This is a genomic window from Streptomyces sp. NPDC021225, from assembly GCF_044332865.1.
Lineage (GTDB): Bacteria > Actinomycetota > Actinomycetes > Streptomycetales > Streptomycetaceae > Streptomyces.
This window is the reverse complement of the sequence record NZ_JBIRPV010000010.1, coordinates 38,479-53,820: the sequence shown is the minus strand read 5'-3', so window position 1 is coordinate 53,820 and position 15,342 is coordinate 38,479. Positions and strand designations below refer to the sequence as shown.

Below are 15,342 nucleotides of genomic sequence, written 5' to 3'. Positions count from 1 at the left end.
CGCGCGGAACGTTACCGTATCGCGATCAGATGACCACTTCGACGGCCTCGCCCGGCGCCCGCCCGGAGACACGCTCGGTCTCCAGTGCGCTTTGCAGAATGACCACCGCGGCCGCCTGATCAACGACCGCGCGGCCCTTCTTCGATGTCACGCCGGAAGCCCGCAGACCCTGGGCCGCTGTGACCGTCGTCATACGCTCGTCGACCAGCCGCACCGGGACCGGCGCGACGCGGCGCGCCAGCTCCCGCGCGAAGGTGCGCACCTTGGCCGCGGCCGGCCCCTCCCGCCCGCTGAGCGAGCGGGGAAGGCCGACCACCACCTCGATCGGCTCGTACTCCTCGACGATGGCCACCAGCCGCTTGTGGGCGGCCGGGATGTCCCGCCCCGGCACGGTCTCCACCGGGGTGGCGAGGATCCCGTCGGGGTCGCACGAGGCGACCCCGACCCGGGCGTCCCCGACGTCGATCGCGATGCGCCTGCCGCGTCGCACGGCGCTCAGGCCGCTTCCGCGACGAGCCGCTCGACGGCGGCGGCGGCCTCGTCGACGGCCTCGGGGTTCTGGCCGCCGCCCTGGGCGACGTCCGGCTTGCCGCCGCCTCCGCCGCCGAGGGTCTTGGCGGCGGCGCGGACCAGGTCGCCGGCCTTGATGCCGCGCTCGCGGGCGGCCTCGTTGGTGGCGATGACGGTCACCGGGCGGCCGCCTGCGACGGAGAACAGGGCGACGACAGCCGGGCGGTCACCAGCCCCCGACGATTGACCCAGCCGTCCGCGCACGTCCAGCACCAGCTTGCGCAGGTCGTCGGCGGCCGTGCCGTCCGGCACCCGGCCGGTGACCAGGGCCACGCCCCGGACGTCCTTGGCGCCCGCGGCCAGCCCGGCGGCGGCCTGGAGAACCTTCTCGGCGCGGAACCGCTCGATCTCCTTCTCGGCCTCCTTGAGCTTGGCCAGCATCCCGGAGATCTTCTCCGGCAGCTCCTCAGGCCGACCCTTGACCAGGTCGGTGAGCTGGGAGACGACGGTGTGCTCGCGAGCCAGGAAGTTGTACGCGTCCACGCCGACCAGGGCCTCGACCCGGCGCACGCCGGAGCCGATCGAGGACTCGCCGAGCAGCTTCACCAGACCCAGCTGGGCGGTGTTGTGCACATGCGTGCCACCGCACAGCTCCTTGGAGAAGTCGCCGATGGTCACCACGCGCACCCGGTCGCCGTACTTCTCGCCGAACTCGGCGATGGCGCCCTGCTTCTTGGCCTCCTCCATGCTCATCACCTCGGCGGTGACATCGAGCTCGCGGGAGAGCACCTCGTTGATCTTCTGCTCGACGTCGGTGAGGACCGCGCCGGGCACGGCGGCCGGCGAGCCGAAGTCGAAGCGGAAGCGGCCGGGCGAGTTCTCCGAACCCGCCTGGGCGGCGGTCGGGCCCAGGGCGTCGCGCAGCGCCTGGTGGGTGAGGTGGGTGGCGCTGTGGGCGCGGGCGATGGCGCGCCGACGCTTGACGTCGATCTGGGCGTACGCCCCGGCGCCCAGGGTCACCTCGCCCACCTGGACGGTGCCCTTGTGCACGCTGACCCCGGGCACCGGCTGCTGGACGTCCCGCACCTCGACGACGGCGCCGGAGTCCAGCCGGATCCGGCCGGAGTCGGCGAGCTGGCCGCCGCCCTCGGCGTAGAACGGGGTGCGGTCGAGCACGACCTCCACCTCGTCGCCCTCGGTGGCGGCGGGCGAGGGCACGCCGTCGACCAGCAGGCCGACGACGGTGGACTCGCCCTCGGTGTCGGTGTAGCCGGTGAAGACGGTCGAGCCGGCGGTGTCGGCGACCTCGCGGTAGGCGGACAGGTCGGCGTGGCCGGTCTTCTTGGCCCTGGCGTCGGCCTTGGCCCGCTCCCGCTGCTCCTTCATCAGGCGGCGGAAGCCGTCCTCGTCCACCGAGAGGCCCTGCTCGGCTGCCATCTCGAGGGTGAGGTCGATCGGGAAGCCCCAGGTGTCGTGGAGCAGGAACGCCTTGTCGCCGGAGAGCACCGTGCCGCCGGCGGCCTTGGTGTCGGTGACGGCGGTGTCGAGGATGTTGGTGCCGGCCTTCAGCGTCTTCAGGAAGGCGGCCTCCTCGGCGAGGGCCACGGTCTCGATGCGCTTGCGGTCGGTCAGCAGCTCCGGGTACTGCTGGCCCATCGACTTCAGGACGACGTCGACGAGCTCGTTGACCACCGGCTCGGTGGCACCGAGGATGCGCATGTTGCGGATGGCGCGGCGCATGATGCGGCGCAGCACATAGCCGCGGCCCTCGTTGCCGGGGGTGACGCCGTCGCCGATGAGCATCACGGAGGTGCGCATGTGGTCGGCGACCACGCGCAGCGAGACATCGGAGTCGTGGCCGGCGCCGTAGGCGACGCCGGTCAGCTCCGTGCCCTTGTCGATCACGGCGCGCAGGTTGTCGGTCTCGTACATGTTGTGGACGCCCTGGAGGATCATCGCAAGGCGTTCGAGGCCGAGACCGGTGTCGATGTTCTTGGAGGGCAGGTCGCCGAGGATCGGGAAGTCCTCCTTGCCCTCGCCCGCACCCCGCTCGTACTGCATGAAGACCAGGTTCCAGATCTCCACGTACCGCTCGTCGTTGACGGCCGGGCCGCCCTCGACGCCGAACTCGGGGCCGCGGTCGTAGTTGATCTCCGAGCAGGGGCCGCAGGGGCCGGGGACGCCCATGGACCAGAAGTTCGGGCCCATGCCCAGGCGCTGGATGCGCTCGGCGGGGACGCCGATGACGTCACGCCAGATGCGCTCGGCCTCGTCGTCCTCCTTGTAGACGGTGATCCAGAGCTTCTCGGGCTCCAAGCCGTAGCCGCCGTCCGCGACGGAGGTGGTCAGCAGCTCCCAGGCGAGCTTTATGGCGCCTTCTTTGAAGTAGTCGCCGAAGGAGAAGTTGCCGCACATCTGGAAGAACGTGCCGTGGCGGGTGGTCTTGCCGACCTCTTCGATATCCGGCGTGCGCACACACTTCTGCACGCTGACGGCGCGGTCGAAGGGCGGCTTCACCTCGCCCAGGAAGTACGGCTTGAAGGGGACCATGCCCGCGGGGACCAGCAGCAGCGTCGGGTCGTCCGCAATGAGCGACGCCGACGGCACGACGGTGTGCCCGCGCTCTTCGAAGAAGCGCAGCCAGCGGCGGCGGATTTCAGCCGACTCCATCAGTGGTCCTCATTTCCGGCTTTTGGGTGGTTGTACAAGTAATTCTGCGTGAGCTGGGCGCGTCCGCGCTGAGCGGGCAGCTGCTTCCGGTCCCGCGGGGGCGCCGCGCTCAGGCCGAGGGCGTCCTTGAGCGCCGCCTCCCGGTCGGCCATGCCCTCGCGTACGTCGAGCGCGAAGACCTTGATCCGCCGCCCCGCCAGCACCGCCCGGTCGGCGGCCTGCGCCGCCAGGCTCTCGGGGGTCAGCTGGTTCAGCTTGCGGTTGACCTTGGTGGTGGCCCACACACCGGCTGCGACCCCGGTGGTGAACCAGAACGTGCGGCGGAACATTCCGGTCTCTCAGCCCTTCGATCCACGGTTGCGGCGGCCGCCCCGGCGGGCGGACGGCAGGGTCCTGCCGACGACGACGGTGCGCGTGGTCTCGCCCTCCGGCTGCGGCTGCCCCTTGCGGCCGATCGCGCGGCGCACGCCGTAGCCGAACGCGGCGACCTTCACCAGCGGCCCGCCGAAGGCCGAGGAGACGGTCGAGGAGAGCGCGGAGGCGTTGGAGGTGACCTCCTGCACATCCGCCGCGATCGAGTCCACGCGGGCGAGCTGGGTGTTGGCGGAGCGCACGGTCGCGGACGCCTCGCTGAGCAGCGGCACGGCCTGCTCGGTGACCTCGGCCACCAGCTTGGTCGCCGCCTTGAGCGTCTGCGCGAGCCTCACCAGGGCGAGGGCGAGGAAAGACACGAGGATCGCCCAGAAGACGGCCACGAGAATCCCGGCCACCTCTCCACCGGACACGGTGCACGCTCCCTGCTGCTGCTCGTCGTGGGTAGGTCGTCCATCGGCCCGTCACTGGCGGGTGAGCCATGTCATCCGGGACGGGCGGCAGGTATCGACCTTATCGCGCCGGGCACCCCTGCCCGAACCGGTTTCCCCTCGGCCGGAAACGCCTCGCGGGCCCCCGTCGACCATGTCGAAGGGGGCCCGCGGAACGCGCTGCGTACGTCCGCGCCGTCCGGCTGGATCAGCGGGCGTAGTACTCGACGACGAGCTGCTCGTCGCAGATCACCGGGATCTCCTTGCGGTTCGGGTCCCGGTCCAGGCGGAAGGCGAGCGCCTGGAGGTTGACCTGGAGGTAGCGGGGGGTCTCGCCGTCCAGGGCGTAGCCGCCCTCGCGCGCCACCTGGAAGGGGTGCTTGTCGCGGCTGCGCTCGCGGACCATCACGACGTCGTCCGGGCGGACCCGGAAGGAGGGCTTGTCGACCTTGCGGCCGTTGACCTCGATGTGGCCGTGGACCACCATCTGGCGGGCCTGGTAGATGGTGCGGGCCAGACCGGACCGCAGGACGAGCGCGTCCAGACGGCGCTCAAGCTCGATGATCAGGGCCTCGCCCGTCTTGCCTTCGACCTTCCGAGCGCGGTCGTAGGCACGGGCCATCTGGCGCTCGCTGATGTCGTACTGAGCGCGCAGACGCTGCTTCTCGAGCAGCCGAACCTTGTAGTCACTGTTCTGCTTGCGGCCACGGCCGTGCTCGCCCGGCGGGTAGGGGCGGGTCTCGAAGTACTTGACGGCCTTCGGGGTCAGCGCGATGCCGAGCGCTCGCGACTTCTTGACCTTGGGACGCGACTGGTTGGGCACGGGGAACGAACCTCCGATATAAGTTAGGTGAGCCTTACCTTAGCCGAGGAGGACGCATGTTTCGACCTGGGATCCCCCTGCCCAGCACTGGTCAGAGCACCGAGGAGGGTCAGCCGCGTCCCAAGGAAGAAGCTCCGCGGCCATCGGCGGCGGAGCGGGTACGCACTCTCGTGGAGTCCAAGGCTACGGCGTCGCTCTCCATTCCCGGAATCGAGGCCGCCGCCACCCCCGGCGAGCACCTCGCCGACGCCCCGGCCGCGCGCGCCGTCACCCCCGACGGCGATGTGCTCCTGCTGCTGCCCAGCGGCTCGGCCGCCGCCCGCGCCGCGGCGTACGCCCAGGACGACGAGCTGACCTGCGTGATGGAGATCACGGACGTCGCCCCGGTGGCGATCCCCCACCGGATCCGCGGGCGCGCCTGGGTCGCGGGGTGGCTCACCCCCGTACGCGAGCGGCAGCGCGCGGCGAGCGCCGCGCTGCTGGCCCCGGACGGCGGGCCGGTCGGCGAGCTGCTCGGCATCGGCGAGGCGCCGGCCGGGGGCGGCGGCGGGTGGGCGCTGCTGCGGCTCGAGGTGGGCGAGGCGTGCGTGGACGACCTCTGGGGCGCGGAGGCAGTCGAGCCCGAGGCCCTCACGACGGCGGCCCCCGACCCGCTCGCCCCGCACGAGGCCGAGCTCCTCCAGCATCTGCACGCGGCGCACGACGACCAGCTGCGCCGCCTGTGCACGCTGCTCGACGACCACCCGGACCGCGCCTGCGGGGCGCGCGGCCGCGCGATCCCGGTGGCCCTGGACCGCTTCGGCCTCCGCGTCCGCTTCCCCGACGCGCCCGGCAGCCCCTTCGACGCGCGCTTCGACTTCCCGGAGCCGGTGCGCGACATCTCCGAACTCCGCCGCGCGATGCACGCGCTCTTCGAGGCGGCGGGCTAGGGCCTGTCGTCAGGATCCGCCGGACGCCCCCGAGTCGGCCTCGCCCTCCGCGCCGGCCGGTGCGGAGGGCTCCGGCGGGGCGGGCTGAGCCGGGCGTGGCGGCTCGCCGCGGAGGCGGGCGCGCACGCGCTCCACCACGTCCGCGTACCGCGCCTCCGCCCCGTAGCGCGTCGGCTCGTAGTACCGCTTGCCGTGGAGCTTGTCCGGCGCGTACTGCTGTGCCGCGATGCCCCCGGGCAGGTCGTGCGGGTACAGATAGCCCTGCGCGTGGCCGAGCTTCTCGGCGCCCTTGTAGTGGCCGTCGCGCAGATGCGGCGGGACCGGCCCGGCCAGCCCGGCCCGGACGTCGGCGAGCGCGTCGCCGATCGCGCGCGTGACCGCGTTGGACTTCGGGGCCAGCGCCAGCGCCACCGTGGCATGGCCGAGGGTCAGCGCCGCCTCGGGGAAGCCGATCAGCGCCACGGCCTGGGCCGCGGCGACGGCCGTCTGCAGAGCGGTCGGATCGGCGAGCCCGATGTCCTCGCTCGCGGAGATCATCAGCCGCCGCGCGATGAACCGGGGGTCCTCGCCCGCCTCGATCATCCGGGCCAGGTAGTGCAGCGCCGCGTCGACGTCCGAGCCGCGGATGGACTTGATGAGCGCGCTGGCGACGTCGTAGTGCTGGTCGCCGTCGCGGTCGTACGTGACCGCGGCGCGGTCGACCGCCTCCTCCAGGGTCGTGAGGGTGATCGCGGACTCGCTCTTGGCCAGCGCGGCGCCCGCGCCCGCCTCCAGCGCGGTCAGCGCACGCCGCGCGTCGCCGCCCGCGATGCGCAGCAGATGCCCCTCGGCGTCCTCGGAGAGCGTGACCGCGCCGCCGAGGCCGCGCTCGTCGGCGAGGGCTCGGCGCAGCAGCCCGCGCAGGTCGTCGTCGGTCAGCGACTCCAGGGTGAGCAGCAGCGAGCGGGACAGCAGGGGGGAGATGATCGAGAAGTACGGGTTCTCCGTCGTGGCCGCGATGAGCGTGACCCAGCGGTTCTCGACGGCGGGCAGCAGCGAGTCCTGCTGGGCCTTGCTGAAACGGTGGATCTCGTCGAGGAAGAGGACGGTCTCCCGCCCGTACGCCCCGGAGGAGCGGCGCGCGCCGTCGATGACGGCCCGCACCTCCTTCACCCCCGCCGTGATCGCCGACAGCTCGACGAAGCGCTTCTTGGTGGCCTGGCTGACGACATACGCGAGGGTCGTCTTGCCGATGCCGGGCGGGCCCCACAGGATGACCGAGGACGGCCCGGCCGGGCCGCCGCTGCCCTCGCCGACGAGCCGCCGCAGCGGAGAGCCGGGCCGCAGCAGATGCTGCTGGCCCACGACCTCGTCGAGCGTGCGCGGGCGCATGCGCACGGCCAGCGGACTGCTGGCCGGGTCCTTCTCCTGGCGTTCCTCTGCGGCGGCGGTGAACAGGTCTGGCTCCACGCGGGAAGCCTATGTCAGTCCTGACAACACTGACAGCGCCTGGCGGGAAGGGCGCCTCACCCCTGGGCGCCGGTCCAGAAGTCCCACCACCGCGTCAGGATCAGCATGCCGATGACGCCGACCCACACCACCGGCACCACCCAGTGGAACTCCAGCAGCCCGCGCCGCAGCCCGTCCGGCGCGGGCAGGAACCCGTGCTTGATGTTCTTGCCGGTGACGTAGCAGAACATCACGATGGTGGCGACCCAGGCCAGGCAGCACCACAGGCACAGCGAGCCGATGACATACAGCGACTGGTACTGGAGCCAGGTGCAGAATCCGACGCCGAATACGGTGCCCGCGTTGAAGGTCAGCCAGTACCAGCGGGGGAAGCGGGCCCCGGCCAGCAGGGACATCCCGACACAGATCACGATTCCGTAGGCGACCAGGCCGAGCATCGGGTTCGGGAAGCCGAACGCATGGGCCTGCTCGCTCTCCATGATGTTGCCGCAGGACACGATCGGGTTGAGGCTACAGCCGGGCGTGAAGCTCTTGCCCACGGCCTTGGCCTCGAGGATCTTGTTCTTGTCGATCGTGATGACCCACGCCGCGAGCAGCCCGAGCGCGCCGGCGATCACGAGCAGCAGGGCGAAGGCGCGACCGCCTCCGACCACGACCCGTGCGTCGCCGTCCTGCCGGGCCTCGTCGGAGCGCACCTCATCCACCGCTGTCGTCGCCATATCGCCGTTCCGCCATCCCACCGAGTCCATGTGTCGCCCCCGTCAAGCACGGACATTCTGCCGCATCGGGGACGTCCGGACCGCCCCTCGCCGAAATGCGGCACGGTCTCGGCCATCCTCCTCCGCCCCCCGTTCGGTGGGCATAAGCCACCTCAGCAGGGTGCGCGTGGACGGTTCCCGGACCACCACCGTCGTCTCTCCTTGACAGAGTGAATCCGCGCCCGCCGAGTTGACGGCGGGCACGGATTGGGCGCGGATTCGTCGCGGATTGGGCGCGGACTCGTCGCGGATTCGCAGGCTGACGCCGTCGGGTCAGCCGAGACGGGCGCGGACCGCCTCGACCAGGCCGTCCAGCGGAACCGCCGTCTGCTCGCCGGACCCGAGGTCCTTGAGCTGGACGACGCCCTCCGCGAGATCCCGCTCCCCCGCGATGACCGCGAGCCGCGCCCCGCTGCGGTTCGCCGCCTTCATCGCGGCCTTCACGCCCTTGCCGCCGTACGCGAAGTCCGTGGCGACCCCCGCCCGGCGCAGCCCGGTGACCGCGCCGAACAGCACCTTGCGCGCCTCCTCGCCGAGCGGCACCGCGAACACGCTGGTGGCGGCCGGCAGGTCGAGCTCGATGCCCTCGGCCTCCAGCGCCAGCACCGTACGGTCCACGCCGAGCGCCCAGCCCACCGAGGGCAGCGCGGGCCCGCCGATCATCTCCGACAGGCCGTCGTAGCGGCCGCCGCCGCCGACCGCGGACTGCGAGCCGAGCCCGTCGTGGACGAACTCGAAGGTGGTGCGGGTGTAGTAGTCCAGGCCGCGCACCAGCTTGGGGTCGTCCTCGAAGGCCACGCCCTCGGCGGTCAGCAGCTCGCGCACCTGCTCGTGGTACTGCTTGCACTCCTCGCAGAGGTGGTCGCCCAGCAGCGGCGCGCCGACCAGTTGCTTCTGCACCGCCTCGCGCTTGTCGTCCAGGACCCGCAGCGGGTTGATCTCGATCCGGCGCCGGGTGTCCTCGTCCAGCTCGAGGCCGCGCAGGAAGTCCTGGAGGGCGGCCCGGTAGGCGGGGCGGCAGGTGGCGTCGCCCAGCGAGTTCAGCAGGATCCGGAAGTTCCGCAGCCCGAGCGAGCGGTACGCGTCGTGGGCCAGGACGATCAGCTCGGCGTCGAGCGCCGGGTCCTCGGCGCCGATCGCCTCGGCGCCGACCTGCGAGAAGTGGCGGTAGCGGCCCTTCTGCGGGCGTTCGTAGCGGTAGTAGGAGCCGGAGTACCAGAGCTTGACCGGCAGGTTTCCGGCCTTGTGGAGGTTGGCCTCCAGCGCGGCGCGCAGCACGGACGCGGTGCCCTCGGGGCGCAGCGCGAGCTGGTCGCCGCCCTTGGTGGTGAGGGTGTACATCTCCTTGGTGACGATGTCGGTGGACTCGCCGACACCGCGCGCGAACAGCTCGACGTTCTCGAAGCCGGGCGTCTCGACATAGCCGTAGCCCGAGCGCTTGAGCGGCCCGGAAATGGCGTCGCGGACCGCGAGGTAGGCCGCGGAGTCCGGCGGGATCAGGTCGTAGGTGCCCCGGGGGGCCTGGAAGGTGCTCACGGAAAGTCTCTCGTCACATTCCTCGTCGCGGAGCGGGCGCCGGGGCGCCGTCTCCGAGGCCGTCGGCCACCTGTCGCAGAAACGGGTTGGTGGCGCGCTCTCGGCCGATGCTGGTCTGGGGGCCGTGGCCGGACAGCACCACGGTCGAGTCGTCGAGCGGCAGGACCACACGGCCCAGGGACTCGAGGATCTCGGCGTGGTCGCCGCCGGGCAGATCGGTGCGTCCGATGGAGCCGGCGAAGAGCAGGTCGCCCGAGAAGAAGACGGACGGGATGTCCGCCCGCTCGGGCAGCCTGAAGGTCACCGACCCCTTGGTATGGCCCGGGGCGTGCGCGACGGAGAACTCGAGACCGGCCAGGTCCAGCCGCGCGCCGTCGGTCAGCTCCTTGAGGTCGTCCGGCTCGCCCACGGTCAGCTCGCCCATGAGCGGCATCCCGATCGAGCGTCCGAAGGCCTTCTCCGGGTCGCTCATCATGTAGCGGTCGGCCGGGTGGATCCAGGCCGGTACGTCATGGGCGCCGCAGACCGGGACCACCGAGGCGACGTGGTCGATGTGGCCGTGGGTGAGGACGACGGCGACGGGCTTGAGCCGATGCTTGGCCAGTGTCTCCTCGACGCCCTGGGCCGCCTGATGGCCCGGGTCGATGATCACACACTCCTCACCGGCGGCGGGGGCGACCAGGTAGCAGTTGGTCCCCCAGGCCCCGGCGGGGAACCCGGCAATAAGCACGATCGTCCTTAAGAGTCGTCCGGCAAAGGTGGAAGTCGGCCGTTCAGAGCCTACCGGCGGCGCTCCCGCCACAGCGAACCCGTATACGGTACGGCCGAGTCATCACATACGTCAGCGACGGCATACGGCATGAGGGAGACGACCCGGTGGTCAGTAACGAGCAGCGTCGGCGGCAGCTCGCACGGGAGAAGTACCTTCGGCAGCAGCAGCGCCGGGAGACCGCCCGGCACAAGCAGCGCCGGCGCTATGTGGTGATCGCGTCCACACTGGCCGTGGTCCTGGCGGCGGGCGGGGTCGTGACCGCCGTCAGCGCGCTGTCCGGCGGCGATGGGGACAAGAAGTCCGACAAGGCGAGCGAGCCCACGATGCCCACGCCCACGCCGACCCCCACGACCAAGGCGCCGGACCCGTGCGCCAAGGGGGCCAAGGAGGCGGGCGACAAGAAGCCGAAGACCATGTCGTGGAAGAAGGAGCCGGAGCTCACTGTCGACAAGTCGGCTTCGTACGCCATGAAGCTCCAGACCACCTGCGGTGACATGACCGTCACCATGGACGCGGCCAAGGCCCCGCACACCGTGAACTCGTTCAACTTCCTGGCCGGGAAGGGCTACTTCGATCACACCAAGTGCCACCGGCTGACGAACCAGGGGATCTTCGTGCTCCAGTGCGGTGACCCGATGGGCACCGGCATGGGCGACCCGGGCTACACCATCCCGGACGAGAACCTGAAGGACGCGAGCATCAAGGGCAACACGTACCCGGCCGGCACGGTCGCGATGGCCAACCAGTACGACCCCCAGACCAAGAAGGGCAAGGACAGCGGCGGCAGCCAGTTCTTCCTGGTCTACAAGGACAGCCAGCTCCCGCCGTACTACACACCCTTCGGCACCCTCGACAAGGAAAGCATGCAGGTCCTCAAGAAGATCGCCGACGGGGGCGCGGCGGCGCCGGACCCGCAGACCGGGAACACCGCCCCGAACGCCACCGTGCTGATCAACAAGGCGACGGTCGGCACGTCCTGATCGCCTCCGGCGCGCGTACTGCGAAATTTCGGTCGCGCAGGATACGGACAGCCGGGCCACCGTTCGCCTATGTTGGCGTTGTGCAGGGAGGCTGCCTCGGCGGGCGCACCCTGCTGCGAGGCCGGTCCGGGTGGATCCCGGCCGGAAGAAACTGTGGACGATGCCGGCGGGCCGCGCGCCCGCCTCGGCATCATGTGGAGGAGGCGCTGTGAGCAGCGAGCCTTGGGGCCGCGTCGACGAGGCGGGGACCGTGTACGTGCGTACGGCCGACGGTGAGCAGGTCGTCGGGTCGTGGCAGGCGGGATCTCCTGAAGAGGCCCTCGCCTACTTCGAGCGCAAGTACGAAGGCCTGGTCGTCGAGATCGGCCTCCTCGAGCGCCGGGTCCAGACCACGGACCTGTCGGCCAAGGACGCGACGGCGGCCATCGAACACATCCGGCACCAGGTCGACGAGCACCATGTGGTCGGCGACCTGGAGGCGCTCAAGAAGCGGCTCGACAAGCTCACGAGCGATGTCGATGCGCGCCGCGAGGAGCGCCGCGCGGCCAAGGCGGTCCAGGCCGACGAGGCCCGCCGGGCCAAGGAGGCGCTGGTCACCGAGGCCGAGGAGCTGGCCGCCAGCGAGCAGTGGCGGGCCGCCGGGGAGCGGCTGCGCGCCCTGGTCGACACCTGGAAGGGCCTGCCGCGTCTGGACCGCCGCGCGGACGACGAGCTGTGGCACCGCTTCTCGCACGCCCGCTCGGCGTTCTCCAAGCGGCGCAAGGCGCACTTCGCCTCGCTGGACGCGCAGCGCGAGACGGCCCGGCAGGCCAAGGAGAAGCTGGTCGCCGAGGCCGAGTCGCTGTCCGACTCCACCGACTGGGGTCCGACCGCCGCCCGCTACCGGGAGCTGATGGCGGAGTGGAAGGCGGCGGGCCGCGCCCAGCGCGAGTCCGAGGACGACCTGTGGAACCGGTTCCGCGGCGCGCAGGACGTCTTCTTCCAGGCGCGCAGCGCGGTGTTCGCCGAGCGCGACGCCGAGCAGCGGGAGAACCTGACCCGCAAGGAGGAGCTGGTCGCCGAGGCGGAGAAGCTGCTGCCGATCTCCGACCTGAAGGCGGCGCGCTCGGCCTTCCGCTCGGTCAATGAGCGCTGGGAGGCCATCGGCCATGTGCCGCGGGACGCCCGGCCGCGGATCGAGGGCCGGCTGCACGCGGTGGAGCGCGCCATCCAGGAGGCCGAGGAGGCCGAGTGGCGGCGCACCAACCCTGAGGCGCGGGCGCGCGCCCAGGGGCTGACCGGACAGCTCCAGGACGCCGTGGACAAGCTGCGCGGGCAGATCGACGCCGCCCGCGCGGCCGGCAACAACGCCAAGGCCGACAAGCTGGCCAAGGAGCTGGAGGGCCGGCAGGCGCTGCTTGACCAGGCGCTCAAGGGCCTGGAGGAGTTCGGCGGCTGAGGCGCGCACCTCTTTGCGGCTAAGCCGCCGCCGCTCTCGCGGAGGTGGTTACTCGCCATCGGGGTTCCTCAATTGATGGCTGAGGTGCCAAACGGCAGCGGCCCCGGCGCGATGCGCCGGGGCCGCTGCCGCTTGTCTCAGCGCTGGCGCGCCGAGGTCACCCGGTACACGTCGTAGACGCCCTCGACGCCCCGGACGGCCTTCAGCACATGGCCCAGGTGCTTGGGGTCGCCCATCTCGAAGGTGAAGCGCGAGGTGGCCACCCGGTCGCGGGAGGTCTGCACGGCGGCGGACAGGATGTTGACGTGCTGGTCGGACAGCACGCGGGTGACATCCGACAGCAGCCGGGACCGGTCCAGGGCCTCGACCTGGATGGCGACCAGGAAGACCGAGGACTGGGTGGGCGCCCACTCCACGTCCAGGATCCGCTCCGGCTGCTGCGAGAGCGAGTCCACGTTGACGCAGTCGGCGCGGTGCACCGAGACGCCGCTGCCGCGGGTGACGAAGCCGATGATGGGGTCGCCGGGGACGGGCGTGCAGCAGCGGGCCAGCTTGACCCACACGTCGTCGACGCCCTTGACCACGACGCCCGGGTCGGCGCTGGAGCGCCGCTTGCCGCGGCCGCGGATCGGCGGTGTGGTCTCGGCGATGTCCTCGTTGGCGGCCTCCTCGCCGCCGAGGGCCTGCACCAGCTTGCCGACGACGCTCTGCGCCGAGACATGGCCCTCGCCGATGGCCGCGTACAGCGAGGAGATGTCGGGGTAGCGCATCTCATGGGCGAGGGTGACCAGCGAGTCGCCCGTCAGGATCCGCTGGATCGGCAGGTTCTGCTTGCGCATGGCCCGCACGATGGCGTCCTTGCCCTGCTCGATGGCCTCGTCGCGGCGCTCCTTCGAGAACCAGGCGCGGATCTTGTTGCGGGCGCGCGGGGACTTGACGAAGCCAAGCCAGTCCCGGGACGGACCGGCCCCGGCAGCCTTGGAGGTGAAGACCTCCACCAAGTCGCCGTTGTCCAGCGTCGACTCGAGCGGCACCAGCCGCCCGTTCACCCGGGCCCCTATCGTGCGGTGGCCGACCTCGGTGTGTACGGCGTACGCGAAGTCCACCGGGGTGGCCCCGGCCGGCAGCGCTATGACATCGCCCTTGGGCGTGAAGACGAAGACCTCGTTGCGGGACAGGTCGAAGCGCAGCGACTCCAGGAACTCGCCCGGGTCCTCGGTCTCCTTCTGCCAGTCCAGCAGCTGCCGCAGCCACGCCATGTCGTTGACGGCGTCGTCCTTGCCGGCCTTGCGGGGGACGTCGGTGCGCACCTTGGAGGCGCCCGCGACGGCCTCCTGCTTGTACTTCCAGTGCGCGGCGATGCCGTACTCGGCGCGGCGGTGCATGTCGAAGGTGCGGATCTGGAGCTCGACCGGCTTGCCGCTGGGCCCGATGACCGTCGTGTGCAGCGACTGGTACATGTTGAACTTGGGCATCGCGATGTAGTCCTTGAACCGCCCGGGCACCGGGTTCCACCGCGCGTGGATGGTCCCGAGCGCCGCGTAGCAGTCGCGGACGGTGTCGACGAGCACCCGGATGCCCACCAGGTCGTAGATCTCGGCGAAGTCGCGGCCCCGCACGATCATCTTCTGGTAGACCGAGTAGTAGTGCTTCGGGCGGCCGGTGACGGTCGCCTTGATGCGGGCCGCGCGCAGATCGCCCTGGACCTGGTCGGTGACGATGGCGAGGTATTCGTCGCGCTTGGGGGCCCGCTCCGCGACCAGCCGCACGATCTCGTCGTACATCTTGGGGTAGAGGATCGCGAAGGCGAGGTCCTCCAGCTCCCACTTGATCGTGTTCATGCCCAGGCGATGGGCGAGCGGGGCGTAGATCTCCAGCGTCTCGCGGGCCTTCTTCTCCTGCTTCTCCCGCTTCAGGTAGCGCATGGTGCGCATGTTGTGCAGCCGGTCGGCGAGCTTGATGACCAGGACGCGCGGGTCCTTGGCCATCGCGACGACCATCTTGCGCACGGTCTCGGCCTGGGCGGCCTCGCCGAACTTGACCTTGTCCAGCTTGGTGACGCCGTCCACGAGGAGGGCCACCTGGTCGCCGAAGTCGCGGCGCAGGGTGTCCAGGCCGTACTCGGTGTCCTCGACGGTGTCATGCAGCAGACCGGCCATCAACGTGGCCGGATCCATACCCAGCTCGGCCAGGATCGTGGTCACCGCGAGCGGGTGGGTGATGTACGGATCGCCGCTCTTGCGCTTCTGGCCGCGGTGCCAGCGCTCGGCGACCTGGTACGCGCGCTCGATCTGGCGCAGCGTCGAGGCGTCGGCCTTGGGGTCGTTCCCGCGCACGATCCGCAGCAGCGGCTCCAGGACCGGGTTGTACGGGCTGGAGCGCTGCACGCCGAGCCGGGCCAGGCGGGCGCGGACGCGGTTGGAGGAGCCCGCCCTGGGTGCGGGGCTCTGCGGGGGGCGCGGGGCCGCCGTGGCGGGCCGTGCACCCGCCGTGCGCTCGGCCGCGGGCCGTGGCTTGGATGCCGCGGGCTTCGGGGCCTCGCCGCTGTTCTTGGGCACCTCAGGGGCCGCCGTGGTCTCGGTGACGGCGGTCGGCTCTGCCGGCTGCGCGGCGGAGAGCGGCTGGGCCTCGTCTGGCAAGAGCACTCCTCGGGCGGTCCGTGCATCTCCGTGCC

Annotated in this window: 13 protein-coding genes; 3 read left to right on the top strand and 10 right to left on the bottom strand. The window is 71.3% G+C overall.

What is annotated here, in order from left to right; genetic code table 11:
* Positions 1-25: 25 nt before the first annotated feature.
* The 5 genes from ruvX to rpsD all read right to left on the bottom strand — a co-directional run bounded on the left by ruvX (position 26) and on the right by rpsD (position 4,806).
* The gene (gene ruvX, locus ACH4S9_RS34220) at positions 26-499 is read right to left on the bottom strand and encodes a Holliday junction resolvase RuvX (RefSeq protein ID WP_311725910.1); all 474 of its coding nucleotides are present in this window, start codon (positions 497-499) and stop codon (positions 26-28) included.
* A complete protein-coding gene (gene alaS / locus ACH4S9_RS34215) occupies positions 496-3,180 on the bottom strand; it encodes an alanine--tRNA ligase (RefSeq protein ID WP_398375454.1) in 2,685 nt (894 codons plus the stop codon). Before alaS ends, ruvX begins: the two co-directional genes overlap by 4 nt.
* Positions 3,180-3,509 carry a DUF6167 family protein gene (locus ACH4S9_RS34210; protein ID WP_398375452.1) on the bottom strand — a complete coding sequence of 110 codons (330 nt, stop codon included), beginning with the start codon at positions 3,507-3,509 and terminating at the stop codon, positions 3,180-3,182. Before ACH4S9_RS34210 ends, alaS begins: the two co-directional genes overlap by 1 nt.
* Before the next feature lie 9 nt (positions 3,510-3,518).
* Positions 3,519-3,950 (bottom strand): DUF948 domain-containing protein, encoded by a 432-nt coding sequence (locus ACH4S9_RS34205; protein ID WP_311725909.1) that lies wholly within the window; start codon positions 3,948-3,950, stop codon positions 3,519-3,521.
* A 241-nt stretch (positions 3,951-4,191) separates the two neighbouring features.
* Entirely contained in the window at positions 4,192-4,806 is a 615-nt protein-coding gene (rpsD, locus tag ACH4S9_RS34200) for a 30S ribosomal protein S4 (protein ID WP_311725807.1), read from the bottom strand.
* Positions 4,807-4,862: 56 nt separating this feature from the next.
* On the opposite strand from rpsD, the gene ACH4S9_RS34195 reads away from it, so the two are divergent.
* A complete protein-coding gene (locus ACH4S9_RS34195; protein ID WP_398375451.1) occupies positions 4,863-5,735 on the top strand; it encodes a DUF2470 domain-containing protein in 873 nt (290 codons plus the stop codon).
* Positions 5,736-5,744: 9 nt separating this feature from the next.
* Here the strand turns inward: ACH4S9_RS34195 and ACH4S9_RS34190 are convergent, their stop codons facing one another.
* From ACH4S9_RS34190 to ACH4S9_RS34175, 4 genes are all read right to left on the bottom strand, one after another.
* Positions 5,745-7,184: a replication-associated recombination protein A gene (locus ACH4S9_RS34190; protein WP_385346604.1), complete on the bottom strand. Its 1,440-nt coding sequence runs from the start codon at positions 7,182-7,184 to the stop codon at positions 5,745-5,747.
* A 56-nt stretch (positions 7,185-7,240) separates the two neighbouring features.
* Positions 7,241-7,903, bottom strand: a complete 663-nt coding sequence (locus tag ACH4S9_RS34185; protein WP_398375450.1) for a vitamin K epoxide reductase family protein — start codon at positions 7,901-7,903, stop codon at positions 7,241-7,243.
* Between the two features lie 312 nt (positions 7,904-8,215).
* Positions 8,216-9,478: a histidine--tRNA ligase gene (hisS, locus tag ACH4S9_RS34180; RefSeq protein WP_311725803.1), complete on the bottom strand. Its 1,263-nt coding sequence runs from the start codon at positions 9,476-9,478 to the stop codon at positions 8,216-8,218.
* Positions 9,479-9,491: 13 nt separating this feature from the next.
* Positions 9,492-10,208, bottom strand: a complete 717-nt coding sequence (locus ACH4S9_RS34175; RefSeq protein ID WP_311725802.1) for an MBL fold metallo-hydrolase — start codon at positions 10,206-10,208, stop codon at positions 9,492-9,494.
* A gap of 146 nt (positions 10,209-10,354) precedes the next feature.
* Here ACH4S9_RS34175 and ACH4S9_RS34170 point away from each other — a divergent pair, with 146 nt between their 5' ends.
* Positions 10,355-11,230, top strand: a complete 876-nt coding sequence (locus tag ACH4S9_RS34170) for a peptidylprolyl isomerase (RefSeq protein ID WP_385346610.1) — start codon at positions 10,355-10,357, stop codon at positions 11,228-11,230.
* A gap of 208 nt (positions 11,231-11,438) precedes the next feature.
* Entirely contained in the window at positions 11,439-12,668 is a 1,230-nt protein-coding gene (locus ACH4S9_RS34165; protein WP_385346612.1) for a DUF349 domain-containing protein, read from the top strand.
* Positions 12,669-12,805: 137 nt separating this feature from the next.
* On the opposite strand, the gene ACH4S9_RS34160 is transcribed toward ACH4S9_RS34165, so the two are convergent.
* Complete coding sequence (locus tag ACH4S9_RS34160) at positions 12,806-15,307, bottom strand: RelA/SpoT family protein (protein ID WP_385345616.1); 2,502 nt, start codon at positions 15,305-15,307, stop codon at positions 12,806-12,808.
* Positions 15,308-15,342 lie beyond the last annotated feature (35 nt).

Coding starts and splice junctions, on each gene's coding strand:
- alaS (WP_398375454.1), bottom strand. CDS start 3,180: ATGGAGTCGGCTGAAATCCGCCGCCGCTGGCTGCGCTTCTTCGAAGAG.
- ACH4S9_RS34185 (WP_398375450.1), bottom strand. CDS start 7,903: ATGGCGACGACAGCGGTGGATGAGGTGCGCTCCGACGAGGCCCGGCAG.
- ACH4S9_RS34195 (WP_398375451.1), top strand. CDS start 4,863: ATGTTTCGACCTGGGATCCCCCTGCCCAGCACTGGTCAGAGCACCGAG.
- ACH4S9_RS34210 (WP_398375452.1), bottom strand. CDS start 3,509: ATGTTCCGCCGCACGTTCTGGTTCACCACCGGGGTCGCAGCCGGTGTG.